The sequence below is a fragment of the Polynucleobacter bastaniensis genome (assembly GCF_018882205.1).
Lineage (GTDB): Bacteria > Pseudomonadota > Gammaproteobacteria > Burkholderiales > Burkholderiaceae > Polynucleobacter > Polynucleobacter bastaniensis.
This window is the reverse complement of the sequence record NZ_JACVOU010000005.1, coordinates 135,685-155,941: the sequence shown is the minus strand read 5'-3', so window position 1 is coordinate 155,941 and position 20,257 is coordinate 135,685. Positions and strand designations below refer to the sequence as shown.

The 20,257-nt window shown below is 46.9% G+C and carries 21 protein-coding genes and 2 tRNA genes; 10 read left to right on the top strand and 13 right to left on the bottom strand.

What is annotated here, in order from left to right; translation table 11 throughout:
• Position 1: 1 nt before the first annotated feature.
• The 4 genes from ICN22_RS10125 to ICN22_RS10110 form a co-directional block, all read right to left on the bottom strand.
• Entirely contained in the window at positions 2–1,591 is a 1,590-nt protein-coding gene (locus ICN22_RS10125; RefSeq protein ID WP_216170743.1) for a gamma-glutamyltransferase family protein, read from the bottom strand.
• 50 nt (positions 1,592–1,641) lie between these two features.
• Complete coding sequence (locus ICN22_RS10120) at positions 1,642–2,634, bottom strand: Bug family tripartite tricarboxylate transporter substrate binding protein (protein WP_216170741.1); 993 nt, start codon at positions 2,632–2,634, stop codon at positions 1,642–1,644.
• Between the two features lie 178 nt (positions 2,635–2,812).
• Positions 2,813–3,538 carry an LrgB family protein gene (locus ICN22_RS10115; protein WP_216170739.1) on the bottom strand — a complete coding sequence of 242 codons (726 nt, stop codon included), beginning with the start codon at positions 3,536–3,538 and terminating at the stop codon, positions 2,813–2,815.
• On the bottom strand, positions 3,535–3,888 hold the full coding sequence (locus tag ICN22_RS10110; protein WP_216170737.1) for a CidA/LrgA family protein: 354 nt from the start codon (positions 3,886–3,888) through the stop codon (positions 3,535–3,537). Before ICN22_RS10110 ends, ICN22_RS10115 begins: the two co-directional genes overlap by 4 nt.
• A 131-nt stretch (positions 3,889–4,019) precedes the next feature.
• Between ICN22_RS10110 and ICN22_RS10105 the strand changes: the two genes are divergently transcribed.
• Genes ICN22_RS10105 through soxA form a run of 6 tightly spaced genes read left to right on the top strand, consistent with a single transcriptional unit; the run spans position 4,020 to position 8,790 of the window.
• On the top strand, positions 4,020–4,469 hold the full coding sequence (locus tag ICN22_RS10105; protein ID WP_216170734.1) for a (2Fe-2S)-binding protein: 450 nt from the start codon (positions 4,020–4,022) through the stop codon (positions 4,467–4,469).
• A 9-nt stretch (positions 4,470–4,478) separates the two neighbouring features.
• Positions 4,479–6,719 (top strand): xanthine dehydrogenase family protein molybdopterin-binding subunit, encoded by a 2,241-nt coding sequence (locus tag ICN22_RS10100; RefSeq protein WP_216170732.1) that lies wholly within the window; start codon positions 4,479–4,481, stop codon positions 6,717–6,719.
• Between the two features lie 19 nt (positions 6,720–6,738).
• Positions 6,739–7,173, top strand: coding sequence for a sulfur oxidation c-type cytochrome SoxX (soxX, locus tag ICN22_RS10095; RefSeq protein ID WP_216170730.1), 435 nt, complete (start codon positions 6,739–6,741; stop codon positions 7,171–7,173).
• 23 nt (positions 7,174–7,196) lie between these two features.
• Positions 7,197–7,682, top strand: a complete 486-nt coding sequence (locus tag ICN22_RS10090; protein ID WP_216170728.1) for a SoxY-related AACIE arm protein — start codon at positions 7,197–7,199, stop codon at positions 7,680–7,682.
• Positions 7,679–8,008, top strand: a complete 330-nt coding sequence (locus ICN22_RS10085) for a thiosulfate oxidation carrier complex protein SoxZ (RefSeq protein ID WP_216170726.1) — start codon at positions 7,679–7,681, stop codon at positions 8,006–8,008. Before ICN22_RS10090 ends, ICN22_RS10085 begins: the two co-directional genes overlap by 4 nt.
• Complete coding sequence (soxA, locus tag ICN22_RS10080) at positions 8,005–8,790, top strand: sulfur oxidation c-type cytochrome SoxA (protein WP_369411595.1); 786 nt, start codon at positions 8,005–8,007, stop codon at positions 8,788–8,790. The genes ICN22_RS10085 and soxA overlap by 4 nt, the downstream gene beginning before the upstream one ends.
• A 7-nt stretch (positions 8,791–8,797) precedes the next feature.
• On the opposite strand, the gene purU is transcribed toward soxA, so the two are convergent.
• The 4 genes from purU to ICN22_RS10060 form a co-directional block, all read right to left on the bottom strand.
• Entirely contained in the window at positions 8,798–9,652 is an 855-nt protein-coding gene (gene purU, locus ICN22_RS10075) for a formyltetrahydrofolate deformylase (protein ID WP_216170725.1), read from the bottom strand.
• Positions 9,653–9,700: 48 nt separating this feature from the next.
• On the bottom strand, positions 9,701–10,078 hold the full coding sequence (locus ICN22_RS10070) for a hypothetical protein (RefSeq protein WP_216170724.1): 378 nt from the start codon (positions 10,076–10,078) through the stop codon (positions 9,701–9,703).
• Between the two features lie 10 nt (positions 10,079–10,088).
• A complete protein-coding gene (locus ICN22_RS10065) occupies positions 10,089–10,499 on the bottom strand; it encodes a surface-adhesin E family protein (protein ID WP_255533928.1) in 411 nt (136 codons plus the stop codon).
• Between the two features lie 79 nt (positions 10,500–10,578).
• A complete protein-coding gene (locus tag ICN22_RS10060; protein ID WP_216170723.1) occupies positions 10,579–13,044 on the bottom strand; it encodes a penicillin acylase family protein in 2,466 nt (821 codons plus the stop codon).
• Between the two features lie 133 nt (positions 13,045–13,177).
• Here ICN22_RS10060 and ICN22_RS10055 point away from each other — a divergent pair.
• Positions 13,178–13,266, top strand: a tRNA-Leu gene (locus ICN22_RS10055).
• Positions 13,267–13,287: 21 nt separating this feature from the next.
• Positions 13,288–13,719 (top strand): hypothetical protein, encoded by a 432-nt coding sequence (locus tag ICN22_RS10050; protein WP_216170721.1) that lies wholly within the window; start codon positions 13,288–13,290, stop codon positions 13,717–13,719.
• A gap of 20 nt (positions 13,720–13,739) precedes the next feature.
• On the opposite strand, the gene ICN22_RS10045 is transcribed toward ICN22_RS10050, so the two are convergent.
• Genes ICN22_RS10045 through ICN22_RS10025 form a run of 5 tightly spaced genes read right to left on the bottom strand, consistent with a single transcriptional unit; the run spans position 13,740 to position 17,916 of the window.
• On the bottom strand, positions 13,740–14,153 hold the full coding sequence (locus tag ICN22_RS10045) for an ExbD/TolR family protein (RefSeq protein ID WP_216170719.1): 414 nt from the start codon (positions 14,151–14,153) through the stop codon (positions 13,740–13,742).
• 2 nt (positions 14,154–14,155) lie between these two features.
• Positions 14,156–14,848, bottom strand: coding sequence for a MotA/TolQ/ExbB proton channel family protein (locus ICN22_RS10040; protein ID WP_216170717.1), 693 nt, complete (start codon positions 14,846–14,848; stop codon positions 14,156–14,158).
• 4 nt (positions 14,849–14,852) lie between these two features.
• Complete coding sequence (locus ICN22_RS10035; RefSeq protein ID WP_216170715.1) at positions 14,853–15,548, bottom strand: energy transducer TonB; 696 nt, start codon at positions 15,546–15,548, stop codon at positions 14,853–14,855.
• A complete protein-coding gene (gene murI, locus ICN22_RS10030) occupies positions 15,545–16,435 on the bottom strand; it encodes a glutamate racemase (RefSeq protein WP_369411594.1) in 891 nt (296 codons plus the stop codon). Before murI ends, ICN22_RS10035 begins: the two co-directional genes overlap by 4 nt.
• Entirely contained in the window at positions 16,393–17,916 is a 1,524-nt protein-coding gene (locus tag ICN22_RS10025; RefSeq protein ID WP_216170713.1) for a fumarate hydratase, read from the bottom strand. The genes murI and ICN22_RS10025 overlap by 43 nt, the downstream gene beginning before the upstream one ends.
• Before the next feature lie 166 nt (positions 17,917–18,082).
• On the opposite strand from ICN22_RS10025, the gene acs reads away from it, so the two are divergent.
• Positions 18,083–20,056 carry an acetate--CoA ligase gene (acs, locus tag ICN22_RS10020; protein WP_216170711.1) on the top strand — a complete coding sequence of 658 codons (1,974 nt, stop codon included), beginning with the start codon at positions 18,083–18,085 and terminating at the stop codon, positions 20,054–20,056.
• Between the two features lie 61 nt (positions 20,057–20,117).
• Positions 20,118–20,208: transfer RNA gene (locus ICN22_RS10015), tRNA-Ser, on the top strand.
• The last annotated feature ends 49 nt before the right edge of the window (positions 20,209–20,257 follow it).

Below are 20,257 nucleotides of genomic sequence, written 5' to 3'. Positions count from 1 at the left end.
TTTAAAAACCTGCTGCCAATCCATCGCGACGATGATCGCTACCAGCAATATAGGCTTCATTTGTTTGTTCACCTAATAGCGCAATAGCTTGAGCACTACCAAAGTCTAAACTGTTTGCAGGCATGACAGTCACTTCATGTCCCATTGCTTTAAGTCCTTCGACTACTACAGTTGGCATTGAAGCTTCAACCGTGAGCTTGCCCACATCATCAATTCTCCAGCGCGGTGCGTCTGAGCAGGCCTGTGGATTGAGATATTCATCGACAAAGCGCATTACAAATTGTAGATGTCCCTGTGGTTGCATATTGCCACCCATCACACCAAATGCCATGGTTGGCTGACTCCCTTTGGTGAGGAATGCGGGGATGATGGTGTGGAAAGGGCGCTTACCTGGAGCTACTTGATTAGGGTGACCATCAACTAAGCTAAAGCTCATACCACGGTTATGAAAGGCAATACCACCTGGGGCAACTACACCAGAACCAAAGCCCTTGAAGTTCGATTGAATATAAGAAATCATCATGCCGCTCTCATCCGCAGCGCAAAGGTAAACAGTGCCACCAGCATGCGGGTCTCCGGCACGGTAGCTACCTGCTTGAGTGTGATTTATTAGTGCAGCGCGGCTAGCCAAATAATCCCGATCTAATAGAGCGCTTGTCGGTACTTTCATAGTACTGGCATCCGATACGTGAGCGTAAGCATCAGCAAAGGCAATACGCATGGCTTCCACTTGTAGGTGAATACGCTGTGCAGAGTTGGCGGGATATTGTTTTGCATTAGCTGCTTGCAAAATACCGAGTGCCATCTGGGCCGTAATACCCGAACCATTGGGAGGAATCTCGTGCAAGGTGTAATCACCATAATCAAATGCTAATGGCTCAACCCAGTCTGTTTGATTAGCAGCAAAATCTGCCATGGTGAAACAGCCACTGGTACTTTGAGCAAAGTCGACCATGCTTTGGGCTAACTTACCGGTGTAAAAAGATTTACCTTCAGTGTTAGCGATCTCGCGTAATGTATTGGCTTGGGCGGGGTAGCGCCAGAGTTGACCAGCAGTCGGCGCCTTGCCATCAATCAAAAATGATGCACTAAAACCAGGCTCATTCTTCAGAATAGGAATCGCCTCGCGCCATTGACGAGCAATGACCGGTGAAACTGGAAAGCCGTTTTCAGCATAGTCAATTGCACGTTTAAAGAGTTGTGCAAAAGGCAGCTTGCCAAACTTACGAGATAACTCAATCCAACCCGAAACCATTCCAGGCACAGTCACGGTATTCCAGCCAATCAAATCCATTGCGGTTTTGCCAGAAAAATACTCCGGCGTCCAAGCTGCAGGGGCACGACCAGAGGCATTCATGCCATGGAGTTTTTTACCATCCCAAATGAGTGCAAAGCCATCGCCACCAAGACCATTCATGGTGGGTTCAACCACGGTGAGTGTGATCGCAGTCGCTAAGGCTGCATCCACCGCATTGCCACCATTTTGCAAGGCTTCAATCCCCGCTTGTGTGGCCAATGGCTGTGAACTAGCAACTGCATTCTTTGCAAGGACTGGGGCACGACCGCCCCCGAAGGGAGGAGAAATTAACATGGATCTAATCGATTCTCTTTAAGAGTGCGCAAGCTTGGGTGTATTGGCTATTAATCAATTTTAACGTTGGCTGCTTTAACAGCCTTCGCCCACTTGTCATGCTCACTTTGCGTGATCATAGTTAATTGCTCAGAGTTGGCAAATTGGGGATGGATACCTTGGTTTGCCAGACGATTTTTGAAGTCAGGGTTAGTCAAAATCTTCCGAATTTCTCTTTCTATTCTTGCAACAATTGCTGGGGGCGTACCTTTGGGAGCAAAAATGGCATAGAGATTTTCTACATCAAATTGTTTCATGCCATCTTGACCTAAGGTGGGGACATTCGGCATTAATGGTGAACGCTCGGGCGCGGCAATCGCAATGGGGCGCAACTTGCCACTTTGAATATGTGGCAGAGATGCTGTCACGCTATCAAACATCATGAGCGTATTGCCGGCAATTAAATCTGGGAGAGCAAAAGCGCTACCCTTATAAGGGATATGGGTACCAGCGGCACCAATCCGCTGCATGAACATTGTTGACTCAAGGTGAGAGAGACTGCCATTACCTTGAGAGGCGTAATTAAAGTCTCCCTTTTTGGATTTAATATAGGAAATGAGTTCAGGTAAATTCTTAGCGGGTACTGACGGGTTCACAACAATTAAATGCGGGATTGAACCTACGAGCGCGATGGACGCAAAGTCTTTGGTGAGATCTGCCGGTGGATTTTTGAAAAGTGCTTGAGAAATAGACTGATTAGTGAGGGCGCTAAATAAAAGGGTGTAGCCATCAGGCGCGGCCTTGGCTGATGCGCCCATGGCAATCATGCCGCCAGCACCCGGTTTATTTTCAATCACAATGGGTTGACCTAATGCCTCTCCAAGCGGTACGCCGATGGCGCGCGCAAATATATCAGTAGAGCCACCAGCAGGAAAAGGCAGGATGGCGACGATCGGCTTCTTGGGCCAATCTGCATCTGATGCTGCCATGGCGTTGCCGCACAGGATAGTTGTGAATACAAAGCCCAAGAGTGCATGGGCAGTTTTGCGCTTAAGAGGATTCATGTTGATGTTCTTTAAGTGATGTATAGCTTGTTTATAAAAATACCGATCACTCAAGCTTAAAGCAGTAGCGATCAGGGAAATGACTTCTTTGATACCAAATTAGAAATTGGTGCTCACTATTAGTGCATGCCACCCCTTTTTTTACGGTCATACCCCAAATTTTATTGGAGCAAGTCATCTAATTAAATAGGTGGTACAAAATCGGAATGGCTACAGCACTGATAACGCCATTCATTCCCATGGCGAGACTGGCATAAGTTCCTGCCTCTGGATGAATGCTAAATGCACGCGAGGTGCCAATGCCGTGAGCCCCGATGCCAATTGCAAAGCCGCGTTGCCACCATGCTTTCATGCCCAGGGCATTCAGAATAAAGGGCGCCAGAATTGCTCCGAGGATTCCGGTAGTCACGGCAAAGATGGCGGTTAAGGTCGGGGATACTCCGATCCGCTCAGCGATACCCATGGCAATGGGCGCGGTAACTGATTTAGGGTACATGGCACCCGTAATGCTGGAGTCAGCCCCTAATAATTTGGCGATGTTTACCGCGCCAATAATGGATACCAAGCCACCTGCAATTAAAGACGCCAGCAAAGGAAATGATCGACCCTTCAAGCTACTTAAGCCTCTATAGATCGGGATAGCTAAAGAGACCGTTGCCGAGCCTAATAAGAAATGAATAAATTGCGCACCTTCAAAGTAGGTGGAATAGGGCATCTCAACAAATTGAATGATGCTTGCAACCAGAATGATGGCGATTGCTACTGGGTTAGCTAAAGGATTCTGTTTGGCAGTCTTATAAATCAACAGGCCAATTTGATAGGCAGCCAAAGTAATAAAAAGGGCAAATAAAGGGCTACCCGAGAGGTAAACCCAAATCTCCACAATCGAATGTTTTTCGTTCATTGCCCCGTCTCTGTTGGCTTTGCGCTCAAAAAGCGGACAACTAGCGCGCTAGTGGCAATAGTCAGAATCACGCTACCGACCAAGGCACTGATGATTGCGAGGGCATTAGCCTGTAGTTGGGGTAAAAATAGCACTACCCCAACGGCTGCCGGAACGAATAAAAGGCCAAGGTATTGGCTAAAGCCGTCTGCTACTAATGCGAGCTCAGGATTGATTCCCTTGCGCAGAACCAGCCAAATAATGAGTAACACCAAGCCAATTACGGGGCCAGGAAGGGTAGGCAGAGCAAACTTGGATAGAAGCTCACCTAGGCTTTGAAAGAGAAGGATTTGGACTAGGCCGGAGATCATGGCTTGATCTTACTGCTCTGCAATATATGTTGCAAAGCAATAAATTATTTCTTGGGTAAGATAATCACATCAAAAGCAGGGTCTTTGCTAATGAGTAAGACTTCAAAATAAATCAATTAAGGAGAGCACGCATGACTGACTTAAACGTCAACGGTAAAAAGTACAAGGTGGATGTTGATCCAGAAACCCCTTTATTGTGGGCGATACGTGATCACGTTGGATTAACAGGTACTAAATATGGTTGCGGTGTGGGTCAGTGCGGCGCATGTACTGTCTTGTTTGATGGTCAAGCAATCCGCAGTTGCGCAATTCCGGTGAGTGCGGCTGTAGGTAAGAAGATTGAAACTATAGAGGGCTTAGAAAAGAATGGTCAGCTCTCTAAAGTGCAAAAAGCATGGGTTGATAACCAGGTGCCGCAATGTGGTTACTGCCAGTCTGGCATGGTGATGGCAACTACAGCCCTATTGCGCAATACCCCAAAACCAACTGATGCGCAGATTGATGCTGCTGTAACCAATATCTGCCGCTGCGGAACCTTCCAACAAGTGCGTGATGCTATTCATGCTGTGAGCAAGGCATAAGGAGTAATCATGACTAAAACTATTAATACAAACACTACCAACGTTACCAACACTTCACGTCGCCACTTTATTGTTGGCTCAAGTGCTATTGCAACTGGATTAGCAATCGGCTTTGATTTCTCTTTCATCTCATCCGCGAATGCGGCGATGGGTTCCGGTACCACCGGCATGACTCCCTTATCAACATCTGAGATTGGTGTTTGGGTAGAGGTTAAGCCAAATGACGATATCGTAGTGCGAATTGTGCGCTCCGAGATGGGTCAAGGAACCATTACTGGCTTGGCACAAATGGTTGCTGAAGAACTGGAGTGTGATTGGAAAAAAATCTCTTACGACTATCCAACACCCGGTGAGAATCTCAAACGTAACAAAGTATGGGGCAGCTACTCTACAGGCGGTAGTCGTGGTATCCGCACTTCTGAGCAATATGTTCGTAAAGGCGGTGCCGCAGCACGCATGATGTTGATTCAGGCTGCAGCAACCCAATGGGGTGTACCCGTCTCTGAATGCGTCGCTAAAAATAGTGTGATTACCCACACCCCATCTGGCCGTAAAACGACTTTCGGTAAAGTTTCTGTAGCAGCCTCCAAGTTAGAAGTGCCTAAAGATGTCCCTTTAAAGGATCCTAAAGAGTGGACTGTCATTGGTAAGTCATTGAATCGTATTGACGGCACTGCTGACAAGGTAAACGGTAAGCAGATTTATGCAATTGACTTGAAGTTACCCGGCATGTTGGTAGCAACCATTCATGAGTCTCCAGTTTTTGGTGGCAAAGTGAAGAGCTACGACGCTAGCAAAGCCTCTGGCATGAAGGGGGTAAAGAAGGTGATTCAAGTGGGCGATTCTGCTGTAGCAGTTATTGCTGACACTTTCTGGCAAGCAAAGACCGGCTTAGATGCGGTCAACATTGTTTGGGATAACGGTACTAATGGCGATGTCTCTAGTGCCTCTATTAAGAAGATGCTTGAAGGTGGCTTAACTGCCAGCGAGACTTTTGTCGGTAACTCGAATGGTGATGCTAAAGAGGCAATCTCTAAAGCATCTAAAACGATCGAGGCAACCTACTTCTATCCATTCTTGAACCATGCAACTCTGGAGCCACAAACAGCAACAGCTAAGTGGACGGCAGATTCTTGCGAGGCTTGGGTCCCCACTCAAGACGGTGAAGCTTCTTTGGCCGCGGTGATCGCAGCTTCAGGCTTGCCTGCCGAAAAATGTAATGTCTATAAGGTCAACCTTGGTGGTGGATTTGGTCGTCGTGGTGCCTTCCAGGATTACACCACGCAAGCTGTCAATATCGCCAAGCAAATGCCAGGCACTCCAATCAAATTGATATGGACCCGTGAAGAGGATATGACCCAAGGCCGTTATCACCCGGTAACGATGTGTAAGATGACCGCCGCGATTGATGATAAGAAAAACATCACCGGCCTGGATATGCGTATTTCAAGTCAATCCATCTTAGCCTCTGTACGTCCAGCAGTAGTGGCTGCCAATAAAGGTAAAGATCCAGTGGTGTTCCAAGGTCTAGACGCTGCGGGCGAGCATGGTATTACTTACAGCTTCCCGAATTTGATGATTGACCATGCTATGCGCAACACGCATGTGCCGCCAGGTTTTTGGCGCGGCGTAAACGTGAATCAAAATGCAATCTTCCTAGAAACCTTTATGGATGAAATGGCGGAAGCTACGGGTGTTGATGCTGTGGAATTCCGTCGCAAGCATATGGAGCAATTCCCACGTGCGGTAGCCGTTCTGAATGCAGTAGCAGATGGTATTGGTTGGACTAAGCCAGCAAAGCCAGGAGTATTTCGTGGGCTTGCGCAGATGCGCTCATTTGGAAGCTATGTTGCTGCAGCCTGTGAGATCACGGTGACTAACGGCAATGAGGTAGAGATTCTCCGCATGGTGGCTGCAACTGATCCGGGCTATGCGGTCAATCCAGCGCAAATAGCCCGTCAGGTATCCGGCTCCTTTGTTTATGGCTTATCTGCACTCTTCGAAGAAGAAATCACGATTGAGAAGGGCGCAGTTGTACAGAAGAATTTTGACACCTTTAACTCTATTCGTCTGTCACAGATGCCACCGGTCGAGACCATCATTATTCAGGGTGGCGGCAAAGAGTGGGGAGGTGTTGGAGAGCCCACAATTGCAGTCGCGGCACCAGCAGTGCTTAATGCGATCTACCGTGCAACAGGCAAGCGCTTACGTACAGTCCCATTGAAAAACAGCGGTTTCAAGTTGGTGTAATGGCTATGGGCAAACAGGAATGAGACGAGCGCTAGTAGCTTTATTGCTAGGAAGCTCGACTCTTTTCCTGCCTTGCTTAGCTTACTCTCAGACTTGGGCAGGGGATTCGATTGTGAATCCCCTGACTTCTTCTCCAGGTGATGCTGTAAAGGGGCGCGCGATTGTGGCCAGTCGTCAAGTCGGTTTATGTTTGCTGTGTCACAGTGGGCCATTTCCGGAAGAGCGCTTTCAGGGTAATCTGGCGCCAGACTTGCTTGCTAGTGTGGGTCAATCCACTCCAGCTCAATTGCGAGCTCGATTAGTTGATCCAGCCCGCTTGAATCCAAGCAGCATCATGCCGGCTTACTATCGCAGCACTGGTCTGAGTCGTGTGGCACCCAAATTTCTCGATCAGACTATTCTTACTGGCCAAGAGATAGAAGATGTTGTAGCTTTTTTAGTAAGCCTTCAATAACTAACTGTAATTACGAAATCAATATGACTGAGTTCAATCCGAGTTCAAACCCCATCAAGGTGAGTCGACGTACGTATTTATCTGCGCTGGGTCTTTTTGGCCTATCTAGTTGGATGGCTCCGAGTTTGACGATGGCTAAAAAGCCAGAGGCAATGGAAGCGATCGCAAAAATTGCCGGCTCCAACACGATTCGTGATGGCCGAGTGAACTTGGTGATTCCGCCTTTGGTGGAGAGCGGCAACTTGGTGGTTCTCAAGCTCTCTATAGAAAGCCCCATGACAGCAAATGATTACGTTAAGGCAGTGCATGTGATTGCTGAAGAGAATCCATCCCCTAATATTTTTACTGCGTATTTCACACCCCGTTCTGGGCGCGCTGAGTTAACAACTCGCGTGAGGTTGGCAGACTCACAACGGGTATGGGCTATTGCACAAATGAGTGACGGTAGTTTTTGGCGGGGATATGCCGATACCCTGGTAACTCTGTCAGCCTGCACGGAGATGATATGAGTAAGACCTCCCGCACAGGTATCACGATGCCAGCCCAGGCAAAAAAAGGTACCATTATTGAAATTCGGGCAATCGCCCAGCACGATATGGAAACGGGCTATCGATACACTGAAGATGGCAAGCGGATTCCACGCGACATCATTCAACTCTTTACTTGTCAATACAACGGCGAGGAAGTATTCAGATCAGATTTTTATCCAGGTACTGGCGCTAACCCCCTCATTATTTTTACTACCGAGGCAGTAGCTTCCGGTACTCTTGTATTCAAGTGGGTAGGAGATGGTGGCTATGAGGCAGTAAATCAAGCGCAAATTACTGTTTCGTGAATCTGTTTGTTTTCTGCCTTCGTGTATTGCCCTTATTAGTCATTTTGATTGGAGTTGATTCCAGCCAAGCACTAGAAGCTCCAAAAGATACTCGGCAATCAAGCTATCACCTGATGACACCGGAGAATCGGGCAATGCAAGATGACTCCAATCTCAATCCCGCTGCATTTTGGGTCATGGATGGTCACAGCCTGTGGAAAGAAAAGATCGGTAACAAGAATGTATCTTGTGCATCCTGTCACGGTGATAGTGGGCAAAAGATGGCTGGTGTGGCAACGCAGTTTCCAAAGATGCAGAAAGGAAAGTTGCAGACCTTAGAGGGGCAAATTAATCAATGTCGTACATCACGACAAGAGGCCCCTGCACTCGCTTATGAGAGTAAAGAGCTCCTAGCGTTAACGACATTTGTAGCAACTCAATCCAAGGGTTTGCCAATCGCTGTTGAAGAAACACCTCAGAACAAAAAAGACCTGCAACAAGGCCATCAGTTCTTTAATACAAGAATGGGTCAGCTCAATTTATCTTGCGCCCAATGTCATCAAGATCGCGCTGGCTTAAAACTAGGGGGAAGCCTGATTCCTCAGGGTCACCCAACTGCCTACCCAATTTACCGAATTGAATGGCAGACTATGGGATCTTTACAAAGGCGTTTACGGAACTGTATGAGCGGTGTTCGTGCTAAACAGTTTGAATATGGCTCGCAAGAGATGGCTCAATTAGAGTTATTTCTGATGTGGCGAGCCAGAGGCATGCCCCTGGAAACTCCAGGGGTTCGGCCTTAAAAAGAGATTAGTCTGAAAAGACTACTGAAGTCGCGCCGTTAATTAAGACACGGTCATGCAAGTAGTAACGCAGGGCGCGTGAGAGTACGGTGCGCTCCAAATCTCTGCCCTTACGCACTAAGTCTTCAGGCGTATCGCCATGTGTAACACGAGTGACGTCTTGCTCAATGATCGGACCTTCATCTAAATCACTCGTCACAAAGTGTGCGGTTGCACCAATCAACTTAATGCCGCGAGCATGGGCTTGATGGTAAGGCTTAGCACCTTTAAAGCTTGGCAAGAATGAGTGGTGAACGTTGATGCAGCGACCGGATAATTTCGTGGATAAATCATCCGACAGAATTTGCATGTAGCGAGCCAAAATAACCATGTCGACTTTTGCATCAGTAGCAATCTCAAGGAGCTTCATCTCTTGCTCTGACTTCGTCTCTGGCGTAACCGGTAAGTGATAAAACGGAATATCCGCAAAATCAATACTAGAGTAAACCTCACGCGGATGATTAGAGATAATTCCACTGATAATCATTGGCAACTCACCAATACGCCAACGATAGAGAAGGTCTACCAAGCAATGATCTAGCTTGGATGCCATGATTAGCACACGCTTCAAATCTTTTACAGAGCGCAAGTTCCAAGTAAGATCAAAGCGCTTAGCAATTTCTACAAAGCCAGCCTTCAGAGATTGGCTATCCGTACCGCAGCTAAAGCTCACGCGCATGAAGAATCGTTTGGAAGCCTTGTCATCAAATTGCTGAGCTTCCTCAATATCGCCACCTAATTCAAAGATGTAAGTTGAAACGGCTGCAACAATACCCGGTCTATTGGGGCAGGTCAGTGTGAGGTAGTAATTTTCTGTAGTCATGACTTTAAATAAGAGAAGGATTGCTTGTGGGATGCAATTTTAGATTGCTTATTTGGCGGTAGGCACTCTATCTGCTGGTCCCGGATAGGATTCGCTCATATCTTTAATTTTAGGAACGGGAATATCCGAGCAAATTGGCTTTGGCCCTAAGGCATTCAGAAAATTACAATCTTGCTTAGTTGCCGCTGAGGCGGCATGCTCTAAAGGGGATTTACCAGTAGTCACAGTGGAGATAGCGCTAGCTGCAGTCGAGGGATTCGCTACTGCTGCCGATACTACTACTGAGCCTGCAGAGCTTGCAGCTGTAGTGGCAGATCCTCCTAAAGCCAGTAATGGCGCAGCACAACCACCCAAATTGAGGCAGAGAACTAAACCTCCAAAAACAGACCAGCCCGATGGGTTGGGACTGTTTTGAGGGGTATTCAAAATGAGATGTTTATTTACGCTGGCAAACAACGTTGAAAACTCCAGCAGCCCAAGACTCGCTTACCACGGGCTCAAATTCACTATTGGGAGTTTTGTTATCTGAAACTACCTTACCGCTACCTTTATTGCCAGCGAACTCTTTGTATTCGATTGGGCGGTAGCTAATGGCTGGGCAGTTGTACTCATTGATACCGATGATTGAGCTAACGGGCTGTTTTGTTTTTGGATTAACACCCGGCTTCTTCAAGTCGAGCATGGACATGATTTGTGCTTTTTCACCGGAGGTGCTTATCGTATCAAGATCAACATACACCACCATCACTGCATTTGCTCCTAACTCTTTCCACTCAGCAAAGCTGCTAGAGAAAGGTAATAAGGATAAGGTGGTAAAAATAGTGAGTGTGTATATTTTTTTCATCATATGTGGCGTTGTGGCATTATTATTAATATAAGTTCAGATTCTAGTTGGTATCTTAAGAATTATTCTAAACTCCCCCAGCTTATTTCTCCTTAATAGCCAGATCTAGTTGACGCCCGACCTTTTGGGGTTTCATTTGCAGGGGTAGGTATTCATTTCGAGCCCAGAGTGCACTCATATTGCGATAAAGCTTGTTCTGTACCCAGCCAGACTGTCCAGATTGATAAATAAAGAGGGATTGCTCTAAATCCGATAAGTCATAAACCGTCCGCAGGCTTGGTGCCTGCTTAGTTTCAAAAGGGTTGTCAGCTCTCAGTAGTTCGAGGAGTCCCACATTGATGCTAAAGCTATCACCAGGAAAAGCTTGCGTTAGATTAAAGAGACTTCCCAGGAATGGCACCTTGCTCAATGGACGATGCTCTGAAACTGCGATGTGCGCATTCCCCCAAACCCAATTTTTAGGGTTGTTGCCAAATTGTGTACTCAGTTGTTCAAGCGCTTTATCAAACGCTGCATTTGAAGTGTCAGCACAACTCTCAATCTGTTCAGTTTTGGGATCATTACACCAAGGACTATTTGGATTTTGTAATTGCAAAATTAGAGCATGTCTAAAGCTGCGTGTACCGTAATTCTCGGTAAACAAATATCCTAAGCGCGAGAAGAGTTTACGTGAGAGTTGGTCGGCCCAGGCATTAAATATCAGTGCACCAGCGCTATCGATTTTCATATCCCCATCAAAGTTCTTGCTGAGCTCAATTGCTTGTTGGGCTAGCGGATGTGTTGATTGCGCTGATTTAAATAATTCTAATAATGGTGTGGCACCCAAAGATAGAGTGTCTGCTTGCATTGCTTGCATGGAAGCGAAGTCGTGCGTTGATCTGCCCTTAATGAGCTCCACAATTCTGTCGTAGCGAGTTGGCAGCTCCCAGTCGCCAGTCAGTGGATTCGGATCATTATTCGCAATGATTTTTTGGTTAGCCGTAGCAATCCAATTTGAGTCAGGATTATTGCTATTGGGTAATTGTTCAAAGGGGATGTATCCAGCCCAGTCATATTGCTTTTCCCAGCCTAATGCTGGTGCCACTCCATACAGTCCTTGATGCAAAGTGCGTTTGGGTGCGACACCGGCCGCTTGATAAGAAATATTTCCATCTACATCTGCCATCACCACGTTTTGCATTGGCGCATAGTTTTTGCGTAGTGCTTGCTTAAATGTTCCTAAATCTTTGGCGTGATTCATATCCAGCAAGCCAGCTACAGATTGATTTTCAATATCCAAGGCAGTCCAGCGTAAAGCTAAAACAAAGCGATCGGTATCGATCACCCGCTTGGCCCGTGCATACGATTCAGAAATCACTGGGCCATGCCGTGTTTCTTTGACTAAGAAGCGTAGTGGAGGCTCGCCTTTGATATCGATTATTTCCTGGCGAACTTTAAAAGCTAGTGGGCCCTCGGGCCCTCGATAAACTCCTGGATTTTTCGCATCGAGCTGCTCAATATATAAATCCTGAACATCAGGGCCGGTATTCGTAAAGCTCCAGGCAAACTTATCAGTCCTGCCCAATACCACTCCTGGAATACCAGGGAGGGTCGCACCAATGACATTGAGGCCTGGCGCATCTATGTGGGCCACATACCAAATTGCAGGCGCTGATAGACCTAGATGAGGGTCGTTTGCCAGCAAGGGCTTGCCTGAGGCCGTCAGTTTCCCGCTCAGTGCCCAATTATTCGATCCGATGCCCTCCTTGCCGCCCGGAACCTCATTGACAGCTAATTCAGTTGCAGGTAGTTTAGTCGACTTTTGATCTCTTGCGAGTGGATTGGGATTAAAGACATTGATATCTCGATACATTTTGACAAAGTCAACATTACTCACAGGCTCACCCGGTGTATATGCTGGCATCACTTCCCATACCTGCTGGGTAGTTAAAAACTGGGAGAGTTCAAGGCGTTGCAATTCTTTTTGCCAGTTACCGCCAAGATCGAGCGCCATCATCAACATCCACGCCACGCTATCAGTAGGTGACCAATGCCCTGGTTTAGATCCAGTTAAAAAGTATTCAACTGGCAGGGCCCAGCCTAAGTGTGCATTACCAGTGTTAACGCCATCCGCATAAGACTGAAGTAATCGCTTAGTAGCAATAGGGTAGTGATCGAACTGTTTTTCTGCAGCGTGCTTAATACCCAGTGTCCGAATAAAGCGATCGATTCCGACAGTATCTTTCCCCAGGATTTCAGAGAGCCGCCCACTGGCTAGTCGGCGATTAATTTCCATTTGCCAGGATCGTTCACTAGCATGCAAATAGCCTAAGGCAAAGAGTGCATCAGTAGAGCTCTTTGCCTGAATATGGGGAATGTCACTCTCATCAAAGGTAATCGAAACGGAATCCCCGAGGGACTTAATGATCCGCTTGCCAGAAGGATTCGTTTGAGCGGAGATTAAGTAGATTATTCCAGCAGCGATGATCAGGACTAGAGCTGCAGAACTAAGCAAAAAGATACCTTTAAAGGCAGATTTAAGACCTGAGCTTGGCGTAGGTATTTTCATAGTAATAGTTTAGTGGGTTTGCTTGAACTAGACCCCAGGCTTGATCAAAGCAGGCTTGCCGCCTCCGATAGGGCTCGCATGCTAAAATTGTATTTGTCTTGATTTATTTAGTACGGCTTTATTGCTCGTGCGAGCCCGAGTGGTGAAATCGGTAGACACAGCAGATTTAAAATCTGCCGACTCAAAAAAGTCGTGCCGGTTCGATTCCGGCCTCGGGCACCAATCGATTGATTTCAGGCATCCTTGAAATATTTCTACTTTCTCTTCTTGCTACCCTTGCTTTTAGGTGCCACCCCCAGTTTGGCTGCAGACCCCTTGGTTTTTACTTGTGAGCGTTCGGAAAATAACTACACTGAAACTTATCAGCTCAAAGTCATGGCTGCCTCAAAAAGTCAGAAGGCCAAAGTCTTTATTGATGACCGAGATTTAGACCGGGTTAGCGAGTTGGGTCAGCAAACTGTCAAAAGCATCCTCATTGATGACTACACGGTCCTCATTTCAATGGAATCACAATTTCCTCCAGAAAGTTTTGATGGTGTTCAGTATGGCGCTGGTTCCGTAATCACGTTGACCGCGATTAATCGCCCAACGGGCCAACTAAGAAAGATGCAGACGGTTAAAGGTGGAATTCTCTCCGTAACTCTAGGCGAGGGTACAAAGATTTATCAAGAGTAATGTACTGCTGCTAATCAGCCTTAATTAGGTTCAGTTACAAATCCGAGCTTGGTTAAGCCAGCGCGTCGGGATGCGGCTAATACCTGAGCAACATATTCATACTTCACTGACTTATCAGCACGTAAATTGATTTCTGGCTGCGGCTCCTTCTGAGCAGCTTTTTCTGCATAGCCATCAAAAGTTTTTAAATCAATTGGTGTGCTATTCCAAAATATTTGACCTTGAGCGTCAATCGAAAGCTGTACTGACTCTGGTTTGACTTCATTGCGTACGCTATTGGCTTTGGGCAACTCAACCTTCACCGCCTGCTGAATGACTGGCAGAGTAATGATGAAGATGATGAGGAGCACCAACATGACATCCACCATCGGAGTCATATTGATTTCGGCCATAATGCCGCTTTCTTCTTGGTCGTTGTGAAGATTAAAAGACATATTTATTCTCCGGACTTCACACGGGCACCAGTGACAAAGTAAGCGAGGAGGTCATTGCCAAAGCGATTGAGATCAGCAAGCAATAATTTATTGGCACGATTAATTGCGTTAAAGCCTAATACTGCTGGAATCGCTACAGCCAAGCCTAAAGCAGTCATGATGAGCGCTTCGCCAATAGGGCCAGCAACCTGATCAATTTGCGCACTACCAGAGCTGCTGATTGCGATCAAAGCATGGTAGATACCCCACACCGTTCCAAACAGGCCAATAAATGGTGCGGTCGCACCGGTTGAGCCAAGGAAAGTAAGCCCTTTTTGGAGTTGGGCCGCAACCCCATCAATACTATTCTTAAGACTTCTCGCCATCCACTCAGAGTAGTTCAGTGTTTGCAGCAGTTCACGATGATTGGTCGATTGGCTCTGGTGGTGGGTAGAGGCTCCACTGGCAGCTTTAGCAATTTGATAGTAAGGGTTGCTTGCATGGCTAGTAAATGCATTCAGACCCTGGTCATAGGAAGTGGCGCGCCAAAACTGATCGAGCTCAGGCTGGAGTTTGCGTAAATTACGCAAATCCCAAAAACGAGAGAGCAAAATTACCCAAGTCACAATAGAGCTGATCAGAAGCGCGATAGCCACAAAGCGGGTCACTGCATCGCCCTCGAGCCATAAATTTGCTAAGCCAAATGGTGTATTCATAATATTAATTCTTTAAATTAAATTTAATTAAAAGGTTGGTAGAAATTCTCTGGGGCGAACCATTGACTAAAAATGGTTTAAAGCGATAACGACGACCAATTTCCGTTGCTGCTCTGTCTAATCTTGGAAATGAGCTGGAACGCAATAAGGCAACATCCTCAACACTACCCGCTTCATCAATAATTAGTCTCACAACTACCTCTCCCTGCTCCCCAGATCTTTTAGAAAAAGAAGGGTAGTAAGCATCTGCATCTGGTTGATATACAACGACTAGTTTACCAATATCAGTCTGAATCGGTGTGCCACTAGATCCAGAGGTAGTGGCTGGTGCAACCGTAGCAGTCGGAGCCTGGGATTCACTTTTGGATTGTTGGGGTGTTGGCGGGGTGGGAGTCTGTTGTTGAGTTTGTGGCGGTGTTGGTGCCTGTGTGGATTTTTCATCCACCGTTTTCTTCTTCTGCTCTTGCTTGGGTTTAGGTGGAGGCGCAGCTGGAGTAGCGTCAGGCTGCTTAGCTGCCTCAGGACTTACTAGATTGGCCATCACGCGCGCATCATCTTGATTGCTATCGTTGTCCGGCTTCATCCCACTCTGAAAGCCAATCAGAAATAATAAATGCAAGGCAATAACAATACCAATGATGATGCGCTCAGTCTTATCGAACGGTAGATGCGCATTCATTCGATTTAAAAAGGTGCTCATGTGAAGGATCTCACTAAACGAGAGTCAATGCTATGTTTATCCAGATCTGATTGCATGAGCTCGTGCGCCATTTGATGTAAGTTCTGTGCATCTTTACTGCTGATGAATTGAATAGAACCATATTCACCATCATCTAATTGCATTCCCTGTGACTCTAGTTTTCGTTTAAGTTGGCGTACCACTGCCTCGCTGGTATCAATGAGGTTAATGGAATCGCCTAATAATTTACGTATGGCTTTTCGTAAGAAAGGGTAGTGTGTGCATCCTAGAACCAGAGTATCTGCCCCCGCCTCCTGAATGGGTTCTAGATGTTCAGTAAGTAGCTCTAGTGTTTCTTCAGAATTAGCCTGACCCGCCTCAATCAGGGGAACCAAGCCAGCACCCGCTTGTTTAACAAACTGACAATTGGGTAGGGTGGCGAGTAAAGCACTAAATTTATCGCTCTTGAGGGTAGCCTCAGTTGCGAGCACGCCAACAATGCCATTACTTGACTGCATTGCTGCAGGCTTGATGCCTGGCTCTACGCCGATGATCGGAATATTGCTGAGCTCATCACGAATATCTGCAATGGCTTCGGCAGTAGCAGTGTTACAGGCAACCATAATGGCATCACATCCTTGCGCTGCTAAGTACTGACATAGCTCCATACTGCGCGAAGCTATCCACTCACTAGACTTTTCTCCATAAGGAGCATGAATGGAGTCAGCTAAATAGATGTAGTCATGCGCGGGAAGCTGGCGCATAGCCTCATCCAAAATGGATAAGCCTCCAATGCCAGAATCAAAAACTCCGATGAGTGCCAAGTCAGGTCGCTTAACTAAGAGTGGCTGAGTTAATAGGTAACTTAAGCAATCACGACTGGAATTCCAGCAATCTTTGCTTGCCACTCTTTGGGACCGGTCTCATGCATAGAGATGCCGGCAGAACTGACTGCTACTGTTACTGGCATATCTTTGACATCGAACTCATAAATCGCTTCCATGCCGAGGTCAGCAAAGCCCACTACCTTTGCTGTCTGAATGGCTTTTGAAACCAAGTAAGCTGCGCCACCCACGGCCATCAAGTAAGCGGACTTATGTTTCTTAATCGCTTCAATAGCAGTTGGACCACGCTCCGCTTTACCAATCATGGAGATCAAGCCAGTTTGGGCCAGCATCATCTCAGTGAACTTATCCATGCGAGTTGAGGTTGTTGGACCTGCTGGACCCACTGCTTCATTACCTACTGGGTCTACTGGACCAACGTAATAGATCACACGGTTCTTAAAACTTACCGGTAATTCTTCTTCTTTAGCAAGCATGTCGGCAATGCGCTTATGTGCTGCATCACGACCAGTCAAAATTTTGCCATTTAGGAGAAGTGTTTCTCCTTCTTTCCAACCAGCCACTTCTTCAGCGGTCAAAGTATCTAAGTTCACACGCTTTGATTTTTTAGTGTCTGGAGTCCAAGTGACGTCTGGCCAATCAGATAATGCAGGCGCCTCTAATTTAGCGGGGCCGTCACCATGTAAATGAAAGTGAATGTGGCGGGTAGCGGCGCAGTTCGGAATCATCGCCACCGGCAGTGAGGCTGCATGGGTTGGGTAGTCCATGATTTTGATATCAAGAACGGTAGTAAGGCCACCTAAACCTTGAGCACCAATACCAAGCTTGTTTACTTTATCGAAAATCTCTAAACGGAGTTCCTCAACACGATTTTGTGGCCTACGAGCAAAAAGCTCTTGAATATCTACTGGGCCCATCAATGACTCTTTGGCCATCAACATGGCTTTCTCTGGGGTTCCGCCAATACCAATACCTAAGATGCCGGGAGGGCACCAGCCCGCACCCATCGTCGGAACTGTCTTGACTACCCAGTCAACGATCGAATCCGAGGGGTTAAGCATGACCATCTTGGCTTTGTTCTCAGAGCCACCACCTTTGGCCGCGCAAATGACTTCAACACCATCGCCTGGGACGATTTCGTAATGAACAACGGCCGGGGTGTTGTCGCCAGTGTTTTTGCGTTTACCCGCTGGATCAGTCAGAACGGATGCGCGTAGTGGGTTATCTGGGTTCATGTAAGCGCGACGAACACCTTCATTTACCATTTCACTGACGCTCATGGTGGCATCGCCCCATTGAACATTCATACCAATTTTGAGAAAAACGACTGCAATGCCAGTGTCCTGACACATGGGGCGATGCCCTTCTGCGCACATCCGGCTGTTAGTCAAAATCTGCGCAATCGCATCCTTCGCTGCAGCACCTTGTTCAAGCTCATAAGCCTTGCCCATGGCGGAGATAAAGTCCTTGGGGTGGTAGTAAGAGATGAATTGAAAGGCATCCGCCACGCTTTGGATGAGGTCGTTTTGTTTGATATTTGTCATAGTTTTTGGCTTAATCGTGTAAGGTTTAATCTATTTTAAGGGTTTGCCATAGAGCAAATCTAGCGTGTTTTCACTTATCTTATTAGGTCTTGGGATGCGTTTTCCTTACTCTGCACCTTTTTTGCAGAAAAAGACGACTGATTATTGAATAGAAGGGCTGTGAAGCATGGAACCATTGATGCAAGAAAACCGCGTATTTAACCCACCTGCAGACTTTATTAAGTCTGCCGCTATTTCTGGAATGGACGCTTACAACAAGCTCTGTGCCGAAGCTAACAATGATTATGACGGTTTCTGGAGTCGCCTTGCTAAAGAGAATGTCTTTTGGAAAAAGCCCTTTACTAAAGTTCTTGATGAATCCAGAGCGCCTTTCTACAAGTGGTTTGAAGATGGCACTACTAATGCTTCCCACAACTGTTTAGATCGCCAAGTTGAAAATGGTCTTGGCAATAAGATCGCGATTATTTTTGAAGCGGATGATGGATCAGTTATCAACGTAACTTATCAAGAGTTACTAGAGCGTGTTTGCAAAATGGCAAATGCACTGCGCAAAATGGGCATCAAGTCTGGTGACCGCGTCATCATTTACATGGCGATGACTATCGAAGGTGTTGTTGCGATGCAGGCTTGTGCTCGTATTGGTGCAATTCACTCTGTTGTGTTTGGTGGATTCTCTGCTCAAGCGTTGCGAGATCGAATTATTGACGTGGGTGCAGTAGCCGTGATTACCGCAGACGGACAGTTCCGTGGCGGTAAATCATTGCCCTTGAAGGCCATTTGTGACGAAGCCCTGTCGACTGGCGAATGTCCTAATGTGAAGCATGTGATCGTGAATAAGCGCACGGGCAATCATGTCACCATGACAGCGGGTCGTGATGTTTGGATGCAAGAAATCGTAGCCAATGAATCTTCTACTTGCGAGCCAGAGTGGGTCAGTGCTGAGCACCCACTATTTATTCTGTATACCTCTGGCTCAACAGGTAAACCTAAGGGTGTTCAACACTCTACTGGTGGTTACCTCTTGTGGGCGATTCTCACAATGAAGTGGACCTTTGACATTAAGCCAAATGATGTCTTCTGGTGCACTGCTGATATCGGCTGGGTAACAGGTCACTCCTATATTACCTATGGCCCACTCGCAGTAGGCGCTACGGAGATTGTGTTTGAGGGTGTTCCAACTTACCCTAATGCGGGTCGCTTCTGGGACATGATCCAAAAGCACAAGGCAACGATTTTCTACACTGCCCCAACAGCGATTCGTTCATTAATCAAAGCATCGAGTAATGATCAAACAGTCCATCCCCAGAGTTATGACTTATCTTCCCTGCGTCTCTTGGGTTCAGTCGGCGAGCCGATTAATCCAGAAGCTTGGATGTGGTACTACGAGAATGTGGGCGGCTCACGTTGCCCAATTGCAGACACTTTCTGGCAAACCGAAACTGGTGGTCATATGATTTCACCATTGCCTGGTGCAACTCCCATGATTCCAGGTTCATGCACATTGCCATTACCAGGTATTCAGGCGGCGATTGTGGATGAGGCAGGCGTAGATGTTCCAAATGGTCACGGCGGTATTTTGGTTGTGAAGCGTCCATGGCCTTCAATGATTCGCAATATTTGGGGTGATCCCGATCGCTTCGTGAAGTCTTACTTCCCAGAAGAGTTGGGCGGTACTTTGTATTTGGCAGGTGACGGTGCAATTCGCAATAAAGATACTGGCTACTTCACGATTACGGGTCGTATCGATGACGTCTTGAATGTCTCTGGTCACCGCATGGGTACGATGGAAATTGAATCATGTTTGGTTGCTAATCCATTAGTTGCTGAAGCTGCAGTAGTAGGTCATCCCGATGAGCTGACGGGTGAAGCCATTTGCGTATTCGTAGTTCTGAAGGGTGGACGCCCAACAGGCGACGAAGCGAAGAAGATTGCTACTGAGCTAAGGAACTGGGTGGGTAAGGAGATCGGTCCGATCGCTAAACCAAAGGATGTTCGTTTTGGTGATAACTTACCTAAAACACGTTCAGGCAAGATCATGCGCCGCCTACTTCGTGTCATAGCCAAAGGTGAAGAGATTACTCAAGACACTTCAACTCTAGAAAATCCAGCGATTTTGGAGCAACTCAAAGAGTCTGTCTAATTAGCCAATCATGCTTTTAGAGCTAAGCCCTTCTGGCAAACGTATAATCAACGGCTTGTACGGAAGGGTGGATGAGCGGTTTAAGTCACACGCCTGGAAAGCGTGCGTAGGTTAATAGCCTACCGCGGGTTCGAATCCCGCCTCTTCCGCCAGTAGTTTGAGACCACCCTCGGGTGATTTTTCTTTACTTTTCCTCGGTTT